The following is a 16,431-nucleotide window of genomic DNA, read 5'->3' as shown; positions in this document are numbered from 1 at the left end:
CATGACATCGATTATGCGACAGGAGATCGATCAGATCCCGGCGGCAACTGCACGGCTGCTGAGTGAACAGGCTTCTATTATGGCTGATGCCGGTGAAGCACTGAGGGCGCGCGATCCTGCGGTGGTGGTCACCATTGCGCGCGGTTCCTCCGACCATGCAGCGCACTTTCTGAAATACGCGATCGAGCTGGAACTCGGTATCCCGGTTGCCTCCGTTGGCCCATCGCTGGCCTCGATTTACCAGTCACCTCTGAAGCTTTCTCGCGGCGCCGCAATTGCGGTGTCACAGTCGGGCGCAAGCCCGGATATCGTTTCCTTGACAAAAACGGCAGTTGAAGGCGGGGCGTTGACGATCGCGCTGGCCAATACAGTGCCATCCCCACTCAGCCAGGCGGCGACGGTCGCTGTCGATATCGCGGCGGGACCGGAGCTTGCCGTGGCGGCGACGAAATCCTTCGTCAACTCCATCGTGGCTGGTCTGGCAATCATCGCCCACTGGAAGAACGATGATACGCTTATCGATGCGGTGACGGCTCTTCCGGCGCATTTCGAGGCTGCGTTGGAACTGGATTGGAGTGCGATTCTCGGCCCTCTCGCATCGGCTGAGTCCCTCTACATGCTGGGTCGCGGCCCTTCGCTTGCCATCGCCTCTGAAGCAGCGTTGAAATGCAAGGAAACATGCGAATTGCATGCGGAAGCCTATTCGTCTGCGGAAGTTCTGCACGGACCGGTGTCGCTGGTTGCTCCTGCATTTCCTGTGATCGCTTTTGCCGCGCGGGACAAGGCCGAAGCATCGATTGCGGAAACAGCGTCCAAGCTGGTTGCCAAGAATGCCAAGACCTTTGTTACCTCACGTCTTGCAACCGGTGCGGAGCAGCTGCCATTCGTGACGACAGGCCATCACCTGACGGATGCCTTGTGCCTCATTATCCCCTATTATGGCATGGTTGAGCAGCTATCCCGCCAGCGCGGGTTCAATCCGGATAAGCCCGCCGCCCTTCAGAAGGTGACGGAAACTCGATGAAAGAGTCGCTTGCCGTCGCTTGCCATCGCATTTTCGATGGTGAAGCCCTCTTTCACGATCATGCCTTGCTGATCGAGGGCGGAACCGTGAGCGACATCGTACCGCAATCGGAAGTGCCGGATGGCTTCGATCTTCGCCATGCGGGAGATCGCCTGCTTGCACCTGGTTTCGTCGATCTTCAGGTTAATGGCGGCGGCGGTGTACTTTTCAACAACCAGCCGGACGTGGCCGGTATAGAGACGATCTGCAGGGCGCATGCCGCTTACGGCACAACCTCGGTCATGGTTACGCTGATTACCGATACGCCTGACGTTCGCGATCAGGCTCTAAGAGCCGGCAAGGCTGCATTCGAACAGCAGGTGCCGGGCTATCTTGGTCTTCATCTGGAGGGGCCGCATCTATCGCTCGCCAGAAAAGGTACGCATGATCCGGCTCTGATCCGACCCATGCAGCCGGATGATTTGTCCGCATTGGTCGCAGCCCGTGGCTCTTTCGGACAGGCACTGACAACCATTGCGCCTGAGAGTGTGACCACCGAACAGGTCCGCTCACTGGTCCACGCCGGCTATGTCGTCAGCCTCGGCCATACTGACGCATCGGCTCAATCGCTTGTGCCTTATGTCGAGGCCGGGGCGTCGATGGTCACCCACTTGTTCAACGCCATGAGCCAGATGGGAAGCCGCGAACCGGGACTCGTCGGTATCGCACTGGACGATGGTCGTCTGTCCTGCGGGCTAATCGCAGACGGATTCCATGTCGATCCAGTCTCGATGCGGGTGGCCATTCGCGGCAAGGGCGGGCCGTCTCACATCTTTCTCGTCACCGATTCCATGTCAACCATCGGCACTGACGATGACGGATTTGAACTGAACGGGCGCCGGATCTATCGCAATGGCGGACGCCTGACGCTGGCGGATGGCACGCTGGCAGGAGCGGATATCGATATGTTTTCCTGCGTGAGATATACGCATCTCACGCTTGGTTTGCCGCTGGTTGAGGCGTTGCGTATGGCGGCCCGTTATCCGGCAGAAGCCATGGGGCTCATCAACAAGGGCCAACTGCGGCGGGGTTTTGACGCGGATTTTGTCATTCTGGATCGTGATTTGAGTTGGCACTCGACCTGGATTGACGGGTCTCTCGTCTCTGGCGGCGCGAACGCAATTGATGTGGTGGCTCCATGATTGTCTGTTTCGATATTGGAGGTACGGCGATCAAGGGCGCGCTTGCCTTCTCGGCGGATGATATCCGACCCGTACCAAGGCAGGCGACGCCCATTCATGATTTCAATGCCTTCGTGGCTGTTCTCAAGTCCGTCATCGCCCTCAGCGACGAACGGCCTGAGTGCGTCGCGCTATCCATCGCGGGGATCATTGACCCTGAAACAGGCCAAGCAGTGGTTGCCAATGTGCCCTGCATACACGGACGTCGGTTGGGTGCCGATCTGGAGGCCGCACTCGGCTTGCCGGTCCTCGTTGCCAATGATGCGGATTGTTTTGTGCTGGCGGAAGCAGGCATTGGTGCCGCCAAGGGTCATCGCGTGGTTTTCGGCGTCATTCTCGGCACCGGCGTGGGTGGTGGGCTGGTTATCGATGGTCAGCTGATCAACCGCGAAGGCGGCTTTGCTGGCGAATGGGGCCACGCTCCTGTGGCGGCAACGGAAGCAGGCAACCCTCCGGTTCATCTGCCGCGATTTGCCTGCGGTTGTGGGCTCAGCGGCTGTATAGATGCGATTTGCAGTGCGCGCGGCATGGAAAAACTGCACAGACATCTGCATGATGAAGACCTGTCCAGCGAGAGCATTGTCGCGAATTGGCAAGCGGAGGAGGTGCGCGCCTCCCGCACGATCGACGTTTACCTCGATGTGCTGGCAGGGCCGCTGGCGCTTGTCGCCAATGTTACCGGCACGACAATTATCCCGGTTGGTGGCGGTCTTTCGAATTCTATCGCATTGATCGAGGCTATAGATCGCGCCGTCCGCGCTCGCATCTTGCGAAAGTTTCAGCGTCCGCTTGTCGTTCCCGCGCAATGTCAGATCGAGCCAGGGTTGATTGGCGCTGCCATCCTTGGCTTGAGTTCGCACGGGGCACTAGCGACATAGGTGCTACGGCCAATCGTGATATTCCAGACTTGCGGCGGCTGATTGAATTCGATCGGCAGCCCCTGGCTGCGTCTCTAAAGGCGGAAGGCGATTGGCCGCATTTGTTTTTAAAGAGTCTGCGGAAAGGCGCAGGATCCTTGAAGTTCAGCGCCGCGGCAATGGTCAAGTATCATAGCAGTGTATGGGAGCCGCAAACCGCTGTTGAGGCAGTTCGTTTTGCTGCGCCTTTGCTGATTGGTGGCAAGTCGCCGCAGATGTCTTCTGATGCCTGTTTCCTCCGCTCCGGTCCGTTGTCCGCCACCCCCGTCACTTGCGCGGCGTCTGCCACGCCCGCCGATGTTGAACCGGCGGCGGTTTCTGCGGCAAGAGCCTTCGGCGACTGGTCCAGGACCACGTCAACGCATCGCCGCAAAATTCTTCGGACAGCAGCCGGGCGGCTTGCGGAAACGACGGATCTCTGGCGCAGGTCATGATGGCGGAGACGGGTGCCACTCGCCAGAAGTGCGAATTCAATGTTGAGCTAGCAACACGGATTCTCCAAGAGGCGGTGAATGCTGCCGTATTCGGCTGCTATATGAACTTGGGCCAGATCTGCATGTCGACCGAGAGGCTGATCGTGCATGAAAAGGTGGCGGATGAATTCGCCGCCAAGCTTTCCGCCACGCGTTGCAGCTTCCGGCCGGTGATCCAAGGGGGCACGTGGTGCTGGGGTCTCTGGTCAACCCGGATGCTGCTAAAAAGATGCAGGCCTTCATAGATGACGCTGTGGCCAAAGGAGCGACGCTTGCGGCAGGTTGCGAGATCGAGGGCAGCGTGGTTTCCGCAACACTGTTGGACCATGTTAAGGACGGAATGCGCTCCTTCGATGAAGGGAGCTTAGGCCCGGTGAAGCCCGTGATTCGCGTCGGTAGCAAAGAGGAAGCCATCCGGATCGCCAACGAAACGGATTACGGTCTCTCCTCAGCCATCTTCAGCCGCGACATCAAGCGGGCGATGGAACTGGCCTCTCGCTTGGAAGCGGGTATTTGGCATATCAATGGCCCAACCGTGGCAGACGAAGCGCAGATGCCATTCGGCGGCGTGAAGAGTTCAGGCTACGGGCGCTTCGGCGGCAAGGCTGCCATTGCCGAGTTCGCAGACCTGCGCTGGGTGACCATTGACGATCCGAACCAGCACTGCCCGTTCTAATTAAAAATCACACTAAATTACCGATCGGTGGAAAATCGCACCGATCGGTCTTTGGGCGTACCGCTGTGGCATTTCTCAGACTAGTCAGCGGTGCTGGTGACGTGTACGCCTAGTCATCGGCCGAAATTACCGGCCGGTTTCAGTCTGCGTGGGGATTGATGGCAGAAGCAGTTATCCAGGCATAGAGGGTGCCGGATACTTGGGAGCGGGATATAAAGATGAAAATCGGTTCTCCGAAAGAAATTTATCCGGGTGAGGCCAGGGTCGCAATGACACCTGACAGCGCCCTTCAGCTTCAGAAGCTGGGTTATGAATGCTTGATCGAGACGGGTTCTGGCAAAGCCGCCGGTTTCTCCGACGAAGCCTATGCCAAGGCAGGCGTGACTGTGGTGCCGAACGCAGCTGCTCTCTATGGTGCGGCTGATTTCATTGCGAAGGTGCGTCCGCCGGAGCAATCCGAAGTGGAGCTTCTGGGGCCCGGTAAGACTCTGATCTCTTTCTTCTATCCCGCCCAGAACAAGGAGCTTCTCGAAGCGGCTAATGCAAAGGGCGCGAACGTCATCGCCATGGACATGGTGCCACGCATTTCCCGCGCACAGAAGATGGATGCCCTGTCCTCCATGGCGAACATCGCCGGTTACCGCGCGGTGATAGAGGCCGGTAACAATTTTGGCCGCTTCTTCACCGGTCAGGTTACGGCGGCAGGAAAGATACCGCCCGCCAAGGTACTGGTCATTGGCGCGGGTGTTGCGGGTCTCGCTGCTGTCGGTACGTCGGTCTCGCTTGGCGCGATCACCTATGCTTTCGACGTTCGTCCGGAAGTGGCCGAGCAGATCGAATCCATGGGCGCAAATTTCGTTTTCCTTGATTTCGCAGGTCCCGCCCAGGATGGCGCCGCAACGGGCGGCTATGCCGCACCGTCCTCGCCAGAATTTCGCGAGGCGCAGCTCAAGAAATTCCGCGAACTCGCGCCCGAGATCGATATCGTCATTACGACCGCCCTCATTCCGGGCCGCGATGCACCGAAGCTCTGGCTGGAAGACATGGTCGCGGCCATGAAGCCGGGCTCAGTGATCGTGGACTTGGCCGCAGAGCGTGGCGGCAACTGCGATCTGACTGTGGCGGACCAGAAGATCGTGTCTCCAAACGGCGTGACCGTCATTGGCTACACGGATTTCCCCAGCCGCATGGCAACGCAGGCTTCCACGCTTTATGCGACGAACATTCGACACATGATGACGGATCTGACACCCGCCAAGGATGGTGTGCCGGTTCACAACATGGACGATGACGTGATCCGCGGGGCGACGGTAACGAAGGATGGTGCCATAACCTATCCGCCACCGCCGCCGAAGATTCAGGCGATTGCGGCAGCCAAGCCCAAGGAAAAGGTCAAGGAACTGACGCCTGAAGAAAAGCGGGCAGTGGAAGCTGCAGCCTTCAAGGCGCAGACCCGCAACCAGTTCACGCTGCTTGCTGTCAGTGGCGCGCTCATTCTGCTGGCGGGCCTTTATGCTCCGGCCAGCTTCATGAGTCATTTCATCGTCTTCGTTCTTTCTTGCTATGTCGGCTTCCAGGTCATCTGGAACGTGTCGCATTCCCTGCATACCCCGCTGATGGCGGTCACGAACGCGATTTCGTCGATCATCATTCTTGGCGCGCTGATGCAGATCGGCTCGGGCAGCATTCTCGTGATCATCCTGGCCGCACTCTCCGTCTTCATGGCGGGGATCAACATCTTCGGTGGCTTCATGGTCACCCGGCGCATGCTCGCCATGTTCCAGAAGTCCTGAGGCGGGGAGAGCTACAATGGAATACGGATTTACAACAGCCGCCTATGTCGTTGCGGCGGTTCTCTTCATCCAGTCCCTGGGCGGGTTGTCCGGGCAGGAAAGCGCCAAGCGCGCCGTCTGGTATGGCATTGTCGGCATGGGGCTTGCCGTTCTGGCCACGCTTTACGGCCCAGGCGCTGGCAACTGGTTCCTGTCGCTGGTCATGATTGCAGCCGGTGGCGCCATCGGCTGGGTCGTGGCGCAGCGGGTGCAGATGACGGAAATGCCGCAACTCGTGGCGGCCATGCACTCGCTGGTCGGTCTTGCGGCGGTGTTCATCGGCTTCAATGCGCATATCGAGCTCAGCCGCGTTCTGGCCATGGACGATGCAACGCGTCATTCGCTTGAAGGGTTTGCCGCCATTCTGGCCCATAAAACTCATGTCGAACAGGTCATCCTCAGGGTCGAAGTCTTCCTCGGCGTGTTCATCGGTGCTGTTACCTTCACCGGTTCCGTCATTGCCTTCGGCAAGCTGGCGGGCAAGGTGGATGGCAAGGCCACCAAGCTTCCGGGCGGTCATCTGCTCAATGCGAGCGCCGCAATCCTGTCTATCATCCTGCTGTTTCTCTATGTCGGCGGTGCGGGCATCTGGACACTGCTGCTGATGACGTTGCTGGCCTTTTTCATCGGCTACCATCTCATCATGGGGATTGGTGGCGCGGATATGCCGGTCGTCGTTTCCATGCTCAACAGCTATTCCGGCTGGGCGGCAGCGGCCATCGGCTTCTCCCTTTCCAACGACCTTCTGATCGTCGTCGGCGCGCTCGTCGGTTCGTCCGGTGCCATCCTGTCCTACATCATGTGCAAGGCGATGAACCGCTCGTTCGTATCGGTCATCCTTGGAGGGTTCGGGGGAACGACCGGCCCTGCGATGGAGATCAGCGGCGAGCAGATTGCGATTGATGCCGAAGGCGTTGCAAATGCGCTGAATGAGGCTGACAGCGTCATCATCGTTCCGGGCTACGGCATGGCGGTTGCGCAAGCGCAGGGCGCGGTGTCTGAACTGACCCGCAAATTGCGTGCAGCCGGCAAGGAAGTGCGCTTCGCCATCCATCCGGTGGCAGGCCGTCTGCCGGGGCATATGAACGTGCTTCTGGCCGAAGCCAAGGTGCCTTATGACATCGTTCTGGAGATGGACGAGATCAACGAGGACTTCCCGAACACGGATGTCGTTATCGTCATCGGTTCCAACGACATCGTCAATCCGGCTGCACAGGAAGACCCGAACTCTCCGATTGCCGGCATGCCAGTGCTGGAAGTGTGGAAGGCGAAGCAGGTCTTCGTGTCCAAGCGCGGTCAAGGTACAGGCTATTCCGGCATCGAGAATCCGCTGTTCTTCAAGGAGAATACGCGCATGTTCTACGGTGACGCCAAGAAGTCAGTGAATGAACTGCTGCCGATGATCAAATAAGAACCATCGATCAGGCGCAAATTGGGAGGCGGAGCTGGCAACGGCTCCGCCTCTTTCGCTTGACTTGTGATAAATCTTCGCTTTCCATTTGGATGAAACAAAAGAAAGCGAAGCGAAAATGCTGCTCACCCCCCGGCAAGAAGAGATCGTGGCATTGGCTAAGACGTCAGGACGCGTGTCCGTGGAGGATCTTGCGGTGCGTTTTTCCGTCACCCCGCAAACGATCCGCAAGGATCTGAACGACCTTTGTGATGCACGGGCACTCACACGTGTCCATGGCGGTGCGATCTTTCCTAGCGGAAACGAAAACGTGGAATACGAGGCGCGGAGGGCCATAGCTGCATCCGAAAAACAGGAGATCGGGCGGGCGGCTGCGGCCCTCATTCCCGATAACTCATCACTGTTCATCAACATCGGCACCACTACGGAAGCGGTGGGGGATGCTTTGATCGAGCGGCGCGGGCTGATGGTGATCACCAACAACATCAATGTTGCCAACCGCTTGCGGGTCTTTCCGCAGATGGAAGTGGTTATCGCGGGTGGCGTTGTGCGTGGATCGGACGGTGGCATCGTGGGTGAGGCGGCGGTCGATTTCATCCGTCAGTTCAAGGTGGATTTCGCTGTCATCGGCGTCTCTGCCATCGATGAAGATGGCGCGCTCCTGGATTTCGATTTCCGCGAAGTGAAAGTTGCGCAAGCCATCATCGCCAATGCCCGCCATGTAATCCTGGTTTCGGACTCCACCAAGTTCGAACGCACGGCGCCGGTACGGATAGGCCATCTATCGCAGGTCCATACGTTTATAACCAATCATTGTCCGCTTGAGCGCATAAGAACAATCTGTGCGGACAATGACGTCCGGCTGATCGAAACTCGAGAATAAGTCGCTTTCGGAACGTTTTCGTATAATCTTCGTTTGACATTCGTTTTTGATGCGATTTTAATAATCGCTGTTTTCGCATGCGGATGCGCGTGCTGGCTGGAGATGAAGTGTGAGCGACGTTCTGGATCTTTTCGTCATTGGTGGCGGCATCAACGGCTGCGGCATCGCGCGCGATGCAGCTGGACGCGGCTATTCCGTTGGACTGGCCGAGATGAACGACTTTGCTTCCGGCACCTCCTCCGGCGCAACAAAGCTCATCCATGGCGGCTTGCGCTATCTGGAGCATTATGAGTTCCGCCTTGTCCGTGAAGCACTGATGGAGCGCGAAGTGCTTTGGGCCATGGCGCCGCATGTTATTTGGCCGCTGCGTTTTGTGTTGCCCTACCAGAAGGGCGGCGTGCGTCCGGCTTGGCTCATCCGGCTCGGTCTGTTTCTGTATGATCACCTCGGCGGACGCAAGCTATTGCCTGCCACCAGGACACTCGATCTCAAGAAGGACGAGGCGGGTAAAGCGTTGAAGCCGATTTTTGGACGCGCCTTTGAATATTCTGATGGCTGGGTGGATGATGCCCGCATGGTCGTTCTGAATGCGCGCGATGCCGCAAATCGCGGAGCAAAGATCTTCAATCGCGCCAAGGTTATATCCGCTCGCCGTGAAGGCGGCATCTGGAATGTGACTTTACGGCATGCTGAAACAGGTGAGACTTCGTCGATCCAGGCCCGTATGCTGGTGAATGCGGCGGGGCCCTGGGTTGATCAGGTCTTGAACGGCGTCATGGGGAAGAACAACGCTCACAATGTCAGACTTGTGCAGGGTTCGCACATCATCGTGCGCAAGAAGTTCAACCATTCGCGCGCCTACTTCTTCCAGAATCCGGATAACCGCATTTTCTTTGCCATCCCTTACGAAGGCGAATTCACCCTGATCGGCACGACAGATCGCGACTACAAGGAAGATCCGAAGGACGTCCGCATCAGTGCTGAGGAAATCACCTATCTTTGCAACGCGGCCAGCGAGTACTTTGCGGAACCGGTTCGCCCATCGGATATCGTCTGGAGCTACTCCGCCGTTCGTCCACTCTTTGATGACGGAGCCTCCAAGGCACAGGAAGCAACTCGCGATTACGTTCTGAAGATCGAAGGTGAAGGTGCCGACGCGCCGCTGCTCAATGTCTTTGGCGGCAAGCTGACGACCTATCGACGTCTGGCTGAACACGCGCTGGAGAAGATTGGCGAAAAGATCGGCAACAAGGGACCGACCTGGACTGCCGGCAGCAAATTGCCGGGAGCCGATTTCGCCGTCGATGGCTATGAGGCGCAGGTTCGCCAGCTTCGTTCGCGCTTTCCATTTCTGGAGAGGATCCATGCGGAACGCCTTGTCCGCTGCTACGGCACGGATGCGAGCAATATCATTGGTTTGGCCAGCGTGCCTGCAGACCTCGGCCGCCATTTTGGCGGTTCGCTTTACGAGTGCGAAGTTCGTTGGTTGATTGAGAAGGAGTGGGCCCGCACGGCGGAAGATGTTCTGTGGCGCAGAACCAAGCAGGGTCTGTTCCTTTCGCCGGAACAGGCGACCGAGCTAGAAACCTATATGGTCGAGAAGTGCGGCAGGCTTCAGTAGTCTCGCCGCCACAGCCCAGGCTGGACCGGTGAAACTGTGCGCTTGAGTCCTTCATGATTGGTCGCTAAATCGATCCCGTAAATGGAGGATCACCATGAAGGCCATGTATTTCGAAAAGTTCGGTCAAACGCCGGAAATCCGCAATCTGCCGGATCCGGATCCGACCTTCGGAGGTGTGGTTCTCGAGGTAGCAGCCACTGGCCTGTGCCGCAGCGACTGGCACGGCTGGAAGGGCCACGATCCTGATATCACCCTGCCACATGTGCCGGGTCACGAATTGGCCGGCACAGTCGTTGCGACTGGAAAAGGTGTCATGCGTTTCAAGGTCGGTGATCGCGTCACCGTTCCTTTCGTTTCCGGCTGCGGCCATTGCAGTGAATGCCATTCCGGCAACCAGCAGGTATGCCCCAGCCAGTTCCAGCCCGGATTTACCCATTGGGGTTCCTTCGCCGAACTCGTGGCCATCGATTATGCCGATACCAATCTTGTCCATCTGCCGGAAGAAGTGGATGATGCGACCGCAGCGAGCCTGGGTTGCCGGTTTGCCACCTCGTTCCGTGCTGTTGTGGATCAGGCTCGCACGGGTCCGGGAGACTGGGTTGCGGTTCACGGCTGCGGCGGCGTGGGCCTTTCGGCCATCATGATCGCGGCAGCTCTTGGTGCGAACCCGATTGCTATTGACCTATCAGAGGAAAAGCTGGAGGCCGCGCGACAGTGCGGCGCGGTTGCCTGCATCAATGCTGCAAACGTGCCGGATGTTGTCGAAGCGGTGCGTGAGATCACCAAAGGGGGCGCGCATGTGTCCATCGATGCCTTGGGCCATCCGACAACCTGCTTCAATTCCATCAAGAACCTGCGCCGTCGAGGTCGCCATGTTCAGGTGGGTCTGATGGTGGACGACTATGCAACGCCGAAAATCCCCATGGCGCAAGTGATTGGCCATGAATTGGAAATCTACGGCAGTCATGGCATGCAGGCGTGGCGCTATGACGCCATGATGGCAATGATCCTGTCAGGCAAGGTGAAACCGCAGCAGATGATTTCCCGTCGCATCAGCCTGGAAGAAGCAGTCCCGGAACTCGTTTCGCTGGATCAGGCAAAAGGCACCGGCATCAGCGTGATTACGCGGTTTTGACCCGCCTGACGTTCAGCCGCTGAACCAGTTTGAGAAACTCCTCGACAGCCGCTTCAAGATCGCGGCTGTTGTCGATCGTGTGAACCGGCAGTTGACAGGGGACGCAAAGATCTGCGCCTCTTTTCAGACGCTGCGCAATCTGCTCGGCATCTTCTCGTCCGCGCGATGCCAGCCTTTGGGCGATCACTTCCGGGTCAGCCGTTATGTTGACCACAATTGTATTGCAGAAACATCCGGAAAATAGCGGAAGTGCGGCGCGGGAACCGTTGACGACAACGGTCTTGCCCGCGTTATAGGCTTCAGCTGCCGAGCGAAGAATGCCGTAGGAGAGACCGTGGGCTTGCCAATGGACGGCAAATGCGCCATTGGCTACGAGTCTTTCGAACTCCGAAACGGTTACGGCGTCATGGTCTTCGCCGCCAGCATCGGCCGGTCGCGTAATGACACGCCTCACGAAATGAACGCTGGCGTCCGCATGCAAGCGGGTTCGAAGAGCATTGATCAAACTGTCCTTGCCCACGCCACTCGGCCCGACGACTGCCAACAAAGTGCCGTCCGTGTTCGCGCCACTCGAAACCATCAGGCTACCCGCTTTCCTTCACGCCATACAGATCGCACCACCGGCACACCTTCGTGCCTGCGAACCCGCACCAGATCCGCACGCAACCCTTCGTCAATTCGACCGCGGTCATCAAGCCCAACCGTGCGTGCTGGCGTAGATGTTACCATGGCCAGCGCTTGCGGCAGAGAGATCGTCTCAATTTCATCGGCCAAAATGAACGGCGCGTGAAGCAAGCTGAGCGGCACGTAATCGGAAGACAGGACATCCAGCACGCCAAGGTGGGCCAGTTCCTTGGCTGCAATATTGCCGGAATGGGATTTGCCGCGCACGATGTTCGGCGCGCCCATCAACACACTCATGCCAGCCTTGTGCGATGCTTCGGCTGCCTCAAGGCTGGTCGGAAACTCCGCAAGGCGCACGCCGTGTTCGATTGCCTCGTCCACATGGTCCAACGTTGCATCGTCATGGCTGGCAATGGTTATGCCACGTTCACGGCACTGTTCGACAAGCGCCATGCGATGTGGCGCTGAGTAGCGTTCAGAAAGCGCAACGCGGCGCGCCACGAACTCAGCAAACTCCGCATCTGTCAGACCACGCTTGGATTTGTAGTAGAGGATGTATTGATCCATCGATTGGAACTGGCGCTGGCCCGGCGCATGATCCATCAGCGAAACGAGGCGCACGAAATCGTCTTGCGCGAAATCTGCGAAGTGCTCCAGAACATTGTTGGAGGACACCTCGCACCGCAGGTGAAACAGATGGTCGGCGCGCAGGCGCTCATCTTTCTGGGCCTGCTGGATCGCTGTGCCGAGTTCGCGCATTTCGCCCTGCTCGAAGCCGCCATCTTCATCGGAGCCCATGCGCAGGCAGTCGAACACGGTCGTAATCCCGGACGTCACCACTTGTGCATCATGCGCCTGAATGGCAGACGTCGTATGCCAGCGTACGCCGGGGCGGGGCGAATAATGGGTTTCCAGATGGTCTGTGTGCAGTTCCACGAGGCCGGGGATCAGATAGTCACCGCCAAGATCTTCGCCCTTCTGCGTCGGCTGATCATCAATCTCGACGATCTTGCCGCCGCAGATCCTCAGCGAGCCTTCGACGATACGATCTTCAAGCACGATGCGGGCATTGGTGAATATAGTTTCGGACATGTTCCTGACCTTGCATGGGCTGCTTGCGCAGCGTGATTGTGTGTTGCTCGCTTAGTGGCGTGCCGTTCCGATGAGCCGGGACCGCAGCGCGTTCGAGATGCCATCGAAGATGAAGACGACGAGGAGGATGAGAAGCACCATGTAGCAAACGTTCTCCCAGTTGGAGTTCGTGCGCATGGCTTCCCAGAGTTTCAAACCGATACCGCCCGCACCAACCGCACCGATAATGGTGGCGGAGCGCGTGTTCGATTCCCAGAAATAGAGCGCCTGTGATGCAAACACGGGCAAAACCTGCGGCACGACACCGTAACGCTGGATGGCAAGCGGGGAGGCACCGACGGATTTCACGCCCTCGCGCTGCTTGTCATCGAGGTTCTCTAGCGCTTCGGCGTAGAGTTTGCCCAGTGTACCCGTATCGGTGAAGAAGATGGCCGAGATGCCAGCCAAGGGTCCGGGACCGAAGGCGCGGGTGAAGAACAGTGCCCAGATCAGCATGTCCACCGACCTCAGGAAGTCGAACAGCCGCTTGGTGAACTGGTTCAGCACTCGATTGCGGGTAATGTTTCGGGCCGCGATAAAGGCAAGCGGGAAGGAAAGCAGCGTGGCCAGAACCGTGCCGACAAAAGCCATGACCAGCGTTTGCAGCAACTTGCTCCAAACATCCAGATGCTGCCAGGACGGGTTATAGAGAATGTCGTTCCAGGCGAGCGAAAGGTTGCTTTGGCTCGCATCAATGCGCGGGCCACTGATTACAAGAGTAAAAACCTCACCAAGAGATTTGCCGAAAAAGGCCGAGTTGATGTCAAAGAAAAAGTTCGCCCAGCCGAAGAAGCGGTTGTGAATACGCACACGGTCCGCAGACACTTCCGCCCAGCCGGCGAAGCCGAAATAGGCATAGGCGCGACCACCGGCCATTCGCTGCTCTACCCATGTCGGAAGCGGCGCCTGAGCTGTTACTGTACCGGCGGCATTATCCAGCCTCAGTTCCACGGTTTCGCTGCCGCGCGTGAGAATGACAGACTGATGATCCACCACGATCTTTGCACTGCGACCAAGGTCGATGGTGGACTTGACGATGGCTGTTTCCGTGACCGGAGCTCTGGCGACGGTCGTTGCGCTGGCTGCTGCTTCGGCCTTTGGCGCGTTTGCCATGAAGTTGAAGGCGGGGGCCGCAGGGGCGGGTGCTGATGCGGCAGGTGCCTCCGGCTGCGCACTCGCAACAGGCTGTCGGGTGACGGTTGCCGTTTCGGACTTCATCCAGTCCGGGTTCGGGTTTGGCCCGATGGGATCGAACCGCGAATAGGTGATGGTGATGGCACCATCGCGATCTATGTTGAGCTCCGGGCGGATTTCGTAGGAAACCCAGTCCGCGAGGTAATTGCCTGCAATGCTGTAGTTGGCGCTCCCCAGAACCTTGCCGATGGAGAAGAACCACCAGCAGAACATGAAGTAGACAATCAGGCCCGTGGCGAGGAGAGGAGCGCGATAGGTCTTCCAGGCGCTCTGCGTTAGAAGGTGCTCGTGGCGGGCGGCCAGACGTTCGTATTCGGGTGTCGAAAGCAGGGTCATGGCGGTCACGCACTCATGTGGAAGGATTGCTCGCCCACCAGCTTCTTGCGCAGCCAGGCGGAAAACTGGTCTACCGCAATCACGGTCAGGAGAAGCAGAATGATCATGGCGATGGTTTTGGCCGCATCGCCCCGGCTGATGGAAAGACGCAGAGCCTCACCTATACCACCGCCACCCACCGCGCCGATGATGGTGGAAGCGCGCACATTGATTTCGAGGCGAAGAAGAATATAGCTGGAAAAGTTCGGCATCACCTGCGGAACCATGCCGAACCACAGCCGCTCGAGCCAGTTGCCGCCGACGGCACGCAGACCCTCATCCGGCTTCATGTCCGCGTTCTCGACGACTTCGAAGAACAGCTTGCCCAGCGCACCGATGGTATGGACGGAGATGGCGACAATGCCGGGAATGGGTCCGATGGAGAAGATCGCCAAAATGAAACCGGCAATGACCACTTCCGGAAATGCGCGCAGAACTTCCATAAACCGGCGCACCGGCCAGCGAAGCCAGCGGCTTGGCGTCATGTTGCGTGCGGCCAGAAAGCAGAGGCAAAAGCCGCCCAGCGCCCCGATGATGGTGGAGAATATGGCAATGTTCACCGTCTCCAGCATCCGGTAAAAATATTCCGGAATGTAGAAGCCATCGGTCAGGTAGTGACGGCCGTCCGGATAGTCGTATTTCAGGCTGCCATCATCATATGGGGAGGGCAGATCGAACATCGCGCGGAAGATTTCCATGCCGTCGCGGGGAACGAACACCTGCAGAAAATCGAAAAGATGCGGCAGCCGATCGAAGAATTTGCCGGAATTGGCATCGTTGGCATACCAGAGCGAACCCGAAAGAGCGAGCAACAGGGCAAGGCTGCCGAGCACCGTGTAGGTCCGGCGGCGGCCATTCAGCTCCCGCCAATGCTGCTCAACAAACTGGCCGCTTTGCGAAAGCACAGGGCCTGACATATTGCTGCTGTTCATGATCTGGCTCATCCTGCGCGAAAAAGGGAACGGCGGCCCCGACCAGCAAGGACGCCGCTTAATCAATTGGCTGATCAGCCGCCGATTGTGGCTTTGCGTGCGTCGATGATCGGCTTGTAGAAGTCGACGTTTACTTCGGCATAGCCCTTGAACGCGCCGCCCTGGATCGCTGAGAAGCAGGCTGCGTCCTTCTTCGGCAGATCCATCATGAAGGCAGTAATCTTCTTCTTCATGTCAGGCGTGATCGAGCTGCGAACAACGATCGGGCCATTCGGGATCAGCGGCGACTTCCAGAGTTCGACGAGGTCATCCATGTTCAGAATGCCCTTTTCCACCATCTTGCGCAGATTGCCAGAGGTGTAACCGTCCTTGAAGTTGCCAACGCCAGAACCAAAGGTCGTGCCGGCATCGAAATTGCCTTTCAGCACTTCGAGAACGAGGTTTTCATGACCGCCGCCAAAGCCGGTGGAACCGACATACTGCTTGACGGGGACGTTGCCGATGGCAGCGGGCAGCGTGACGGTCGGGATCAGATAGCCGGAGGTGGAGTCCGGATCGGCAAAGCCGAGCTTCTTGCCCTTGATATCGGTGACCTTGGTCATACCGCTATCCTTGCGCGCAACCATGATCGAGTAATAGCCCATGGAGCCATCGGTCTGGACCGTCGTGAAAATTGGCTCGACGGCCTTCGGATCTGCCAGATAGGCCTTGGCATAGCCGGCCGCACCAAGCTCTGCATAGTCCAGCGTACCGCCGAGCAGACCCTGGATGACACCGTCATAGTCTGCCGCCGGGAAGAGCGAGACCTTCTCGAAGCCGAACTCCTTCTTCAGGTGATCGACAAGGCACTGGTTGTTGCGCAGGCGGTCCGCTTCATTCTCGCCGCCGATCAGGCCAATGCGGAATTCCTTCATGTCTGCGGCAGATGCACCACCCACCAGCGAAAGAAGTGCTGCGGCGGCAAGGAGGGTTTTCTTCAACAT

General features: G+C 58.2%; 14 protein-coding genes and 1 pseudogene. 10 read left to right on the top strand and 5 right to left on the bottom strand.

Annotation, left to right across the window (positions count from 1 at the left end; genetic code table 11):
* Position 1 precedes the first annotated feature (1 nt).
* The 10 genes and pseudogenes from E8M78_RS00395 to E8M78_RS00350 all read left to right on the top strand — a co-directional run bounded on the left by E8M78_RS00395 (position 2) and on the right by E8M78_RS00350 (position 11,192).
* Positions 2–1,024, top strand: coding sequence for an SIS domain-containing protein (locus tag E8M78_RS00395; protein ID WP_137133174.1), 1,023 nt, complete (start codon positions 2–4; stop codon positions 1,022–1,024).
* Positions 1,021–2,205 (top strand): N-acetylglucosamine-6-phosphate deacetylase, encoded by a 1,185-nt coding sequence (gene nagA, locus E8M78_RS00390; protein WP_137133173.1) that lies wholly within the window; start codon positions 1,021–1,023, stop codon positions 2,203–2,205. Before E8M78_RS00395 ends, nagA begins: the two co-directional genes overlap by 4 nt.
* Complete coding sequence (locus tag E8M78_RS00385) at positions 2,202–3,122, top strand: ROK family protein (RefSeq protein ID WP_137133172.1); 921 nt, start codon at positions 2,202–2,204, stop codon at positions 3,120–3,122. The genes nagA and E8M78_RS00385 overlap by 4 nt, the downstream gene beginning before the upstream one ends.
* Positions 3,050–3,595, top strand: a complete 546-nt coding sequence (locus E8M78_RS24105) for an aldehyde dehydrogenase family protein (RefSeq protein ID WP_348640102.1) — start codon at positions 3,050–3,052, stop codon at positions 3,593–3,595. Before E8M78_RS00385 ends, E8M78_RS24105 begins: the two co-directional genes overlap by 73 nt.
* Before the next feature lie 71 nt (positions 3,596–3,666).
* Positions 3,667–4,310, top strand: a pseudogene (locus E8M78_RS23515) (aldehyde dehydrogenase family protein); the annotation flags it as partial.
* A gap of 218 nt (positions 4,311–4,528) precedes the next feature.
* Complete coding sequence (locus E8M78_RS00370) at positions 4,529–6,103, top strand: Re/Si-specific NAD(P)(+) transhydrogenase subunit alpha (protein ID WP_137133170.1); 1,575 nt, start codon at positions 4,529–4,531, stop codon at positions 6,101–6,103.
* 16 nt (positions 6,104–6,119) lie between these two features.
* Entirely contained in the window at positions 6,120–7,553 is a 1,434-nt protein-coding gene (locus tag E8M78_RS00365) for an NAD(P)(+) transhydrogenase (Re/Si-specific) subunit beta (RefSeq protein ID WP_137133169.1), read from the top strand.
* Positions 7,554–7,671: 118 nt separating this feature from the next.
* Positions 7,672–8,436, top strand: a complete 765-nt coding sequence (locus tag E8M78_RS00360) for a DeoR/GlpR family DNA-binding transcription regulator (protein ID WP_137133168.1) — start codon at positions 7,672–7,674, stop codon at positions 8,434–8,436.
* Positions 8,437–8,545: 109 nt separating this feature from the next.
* Positions 8,546–10,057, top strand: a complete 1,512-nt coding sequence (gene glpD, locus E8M78_RS00355; RefSeq protein WP_137133167.1) for a glycerol-3-phosphate dehydrogenase — start codon at positions 8,546–8,548, stop codon at positions 10,055–10,057.
* Between the two features lie 94 nt (positions 10,058–10,151).
* A complete protein-coding gene (locus tag E8M78_RS00350) occupies positions 10,152–11,192 on the top strand; it encodes a zinc-dependent alcohol dehydrogenase family protein (protein ID WP_137133166.1) in 1,041 nt (346 codons plus the stop codon).
* On the opposite strand, the gene phnN is transcribed toward E8M78_RS00350, so the two are convergent.
* From phnN to phnD, 5 genes are all read right to left on the bottom strand, one after another.
* The gene (phnN, locus tag E8M78_RS00345) at positions 11,179–11,772 is read right to left on the bottom strand and encodes a phosphonate metabolism protein/1,5-bisphosphokinase (PRPP-forming) PhnN (protein ID WP_137133165.1); all 594 of its coding nucleotides are present in this window, start codon (positions 11,770–11,772) and stop codon (positions 11,179–11,181) included. The two genes, E8M78_RS00350 and phnN, sit on opposite strands and share 14 nt — an antisense overlap.
* Positions 11,772–12,908 (bottom strand): alpha-D-ribose 1-methylphosphonate 5-triphosphate diphosphatase, encoded by a 1,137-nt coding sequence (locus tag E8M78_RS00340; RefSeq protein ID WP_137133164.1) that lies wholly within the window; start codon positions 12,906–12,908, stop codon positions 11,772–11,774. The genes phnN and E8M78_RS00340 overlap by 1 nt, the downstream gene beginning before the upstream one ends.
* Before the next feature lie 51 nt (positions 12,909–12,959).
* Complete coding sequence (phnE, locus tag E8M78_RS00335; protein ID WP_137133163.1) at positions 12,960–14,477, bottom strand: phosphonate ABC transporter, permease protein PhnE; 1,518 nt, start codon at positions 14,475–14,477, stop codon at positions 12,960–12,962.
* A gap of 5 nt (positions 14,478–14,482) precedes the next feature.
* Positions 14,483–15,448 carry a phosphonate ABC transporter, permease protein PhnE gene (gene phnE, locus E8M78_RS00330; protein ID WP_137133162.1) on the bottom strand — a complete coding sequence of 322 codons (966 nt, stop codon included), beginning with the start codon at positions 15,446–15,448 and terminating at the stop codon, positions 14,483–14,485.
* A gap of 74 nt (positions 15,449–15,522) precedes the next feature.
* On the bottom strand, positions 15,523–16,431 hold the full coding sequence (gene phnD, locus E8M78_RS00325; protein WP_137133161.1) for a phosphonate ABC transporter substrate-binding protein: 909 nt from the start codon (positions 16,429–16,431) through the stop codon (positions 15,523–15,525).

It is taken from the genome of Rhizobium sp. FKY42 (assembly GCF_005222835.1).
Lineage (GTDB): Bacteria > Pseudomonadota > Alphaproteobacteria > Rhizobiales > Rhizobiaceae > Neorhizobium.
This window is presented reverse-complemented; position numbering and strand designations above follow the sequence as displayed.

Bases quoted from the DNA above. Each gene is read 5' to 3' on its own strand.
- phnD (WP_137133161.1), bottom strand. From the start codon at position 16,431: ATGTTGAAGAAAACCCTCCTTGCCGCCGCAGCACTTCTTTCGCTGGTG.
- nagA (WP_137133173.1), top strand. From the start codon at position 1,021: ATGAAAGAGTCGCTTGCCGTCGCTTGCCATCGCATTTTCGATGGTGAA.
- E8M78_RS00350 (WP_137133166.1), top strand. From the start codon at position 10,152: ATGAAGGCCATGTATTTCGAAAAGTTCGGTCAAACGCCGGAAATCCGC.
- phnE (WP_137133163.1), bottom strand. From the start codon at position 14,477: ATGACCCTGCTTTCGACACCCGAATACGAACGTCTGGCCGCCCGCCAC.
- E8M78_RS24105 (WP_348640102.1), top strand. From the start codon at position 3,050: ATGTCAGATCGAGCCAGGGTTGATTGGCGCTGCCATCCTTGGCTTGAG.
- E8M78_RS00385 (WP_137133172.1), top strand. From the start codon at position 2,202: ATGATTGTCTGTTTCGATATTGGAGGTACGGCGATCAAGGGCGCGCTT.
- E8M78_RS00370 (WP_137133170.1), top strand. From the start codon at position 4,529: ATGAAAATCGGTTCTCCGAAAGAAATTTATCCGGGTGAGGCCAGGGTC.
- E8M78_RS00360 (WP_137133168.1), top strand. From the start codon at position 7,672: ATGCTGCTCACCCCCCGGCAAGAAGAGATCGTGGCATTGGCTAAGACG.
- E8M78_RS00395 (WP_137133174.1), top strand. From the start codon at position 2: ATGACATCGATTATGCGACAGGAGATCGATCAGATCCCGGCGGCAACT.
- E8M78_RS00365 (WP_137133169.1), top strand. From the start codon at position 6,120: ATGGAATACGGATTTACAACAGCCGCCTATGTCGTTGCGGCGGTTCTC.
- phnE (WP_137133162.1), bottom strand. From the start codon at position 15,448: ATGAACAGCAGCAATATGTCAGGCCCTGTGCTTTCGCAAAGCGGCCAG.
- E8M78_RS00340 (WP_137133164.1), bottom strand. From the start codon at position 12,908: ATGTCCGAAACTATATTCACCAATGCCCGCATCGTGCTTGAAGATCGT.
- phnN (WP_137133165.1), bottom strand. From the start codon at position 11,772: ATGGTTTCGAGTGGCGCGAACACGGACGGCACTTTGTTGGCAGTCGTC.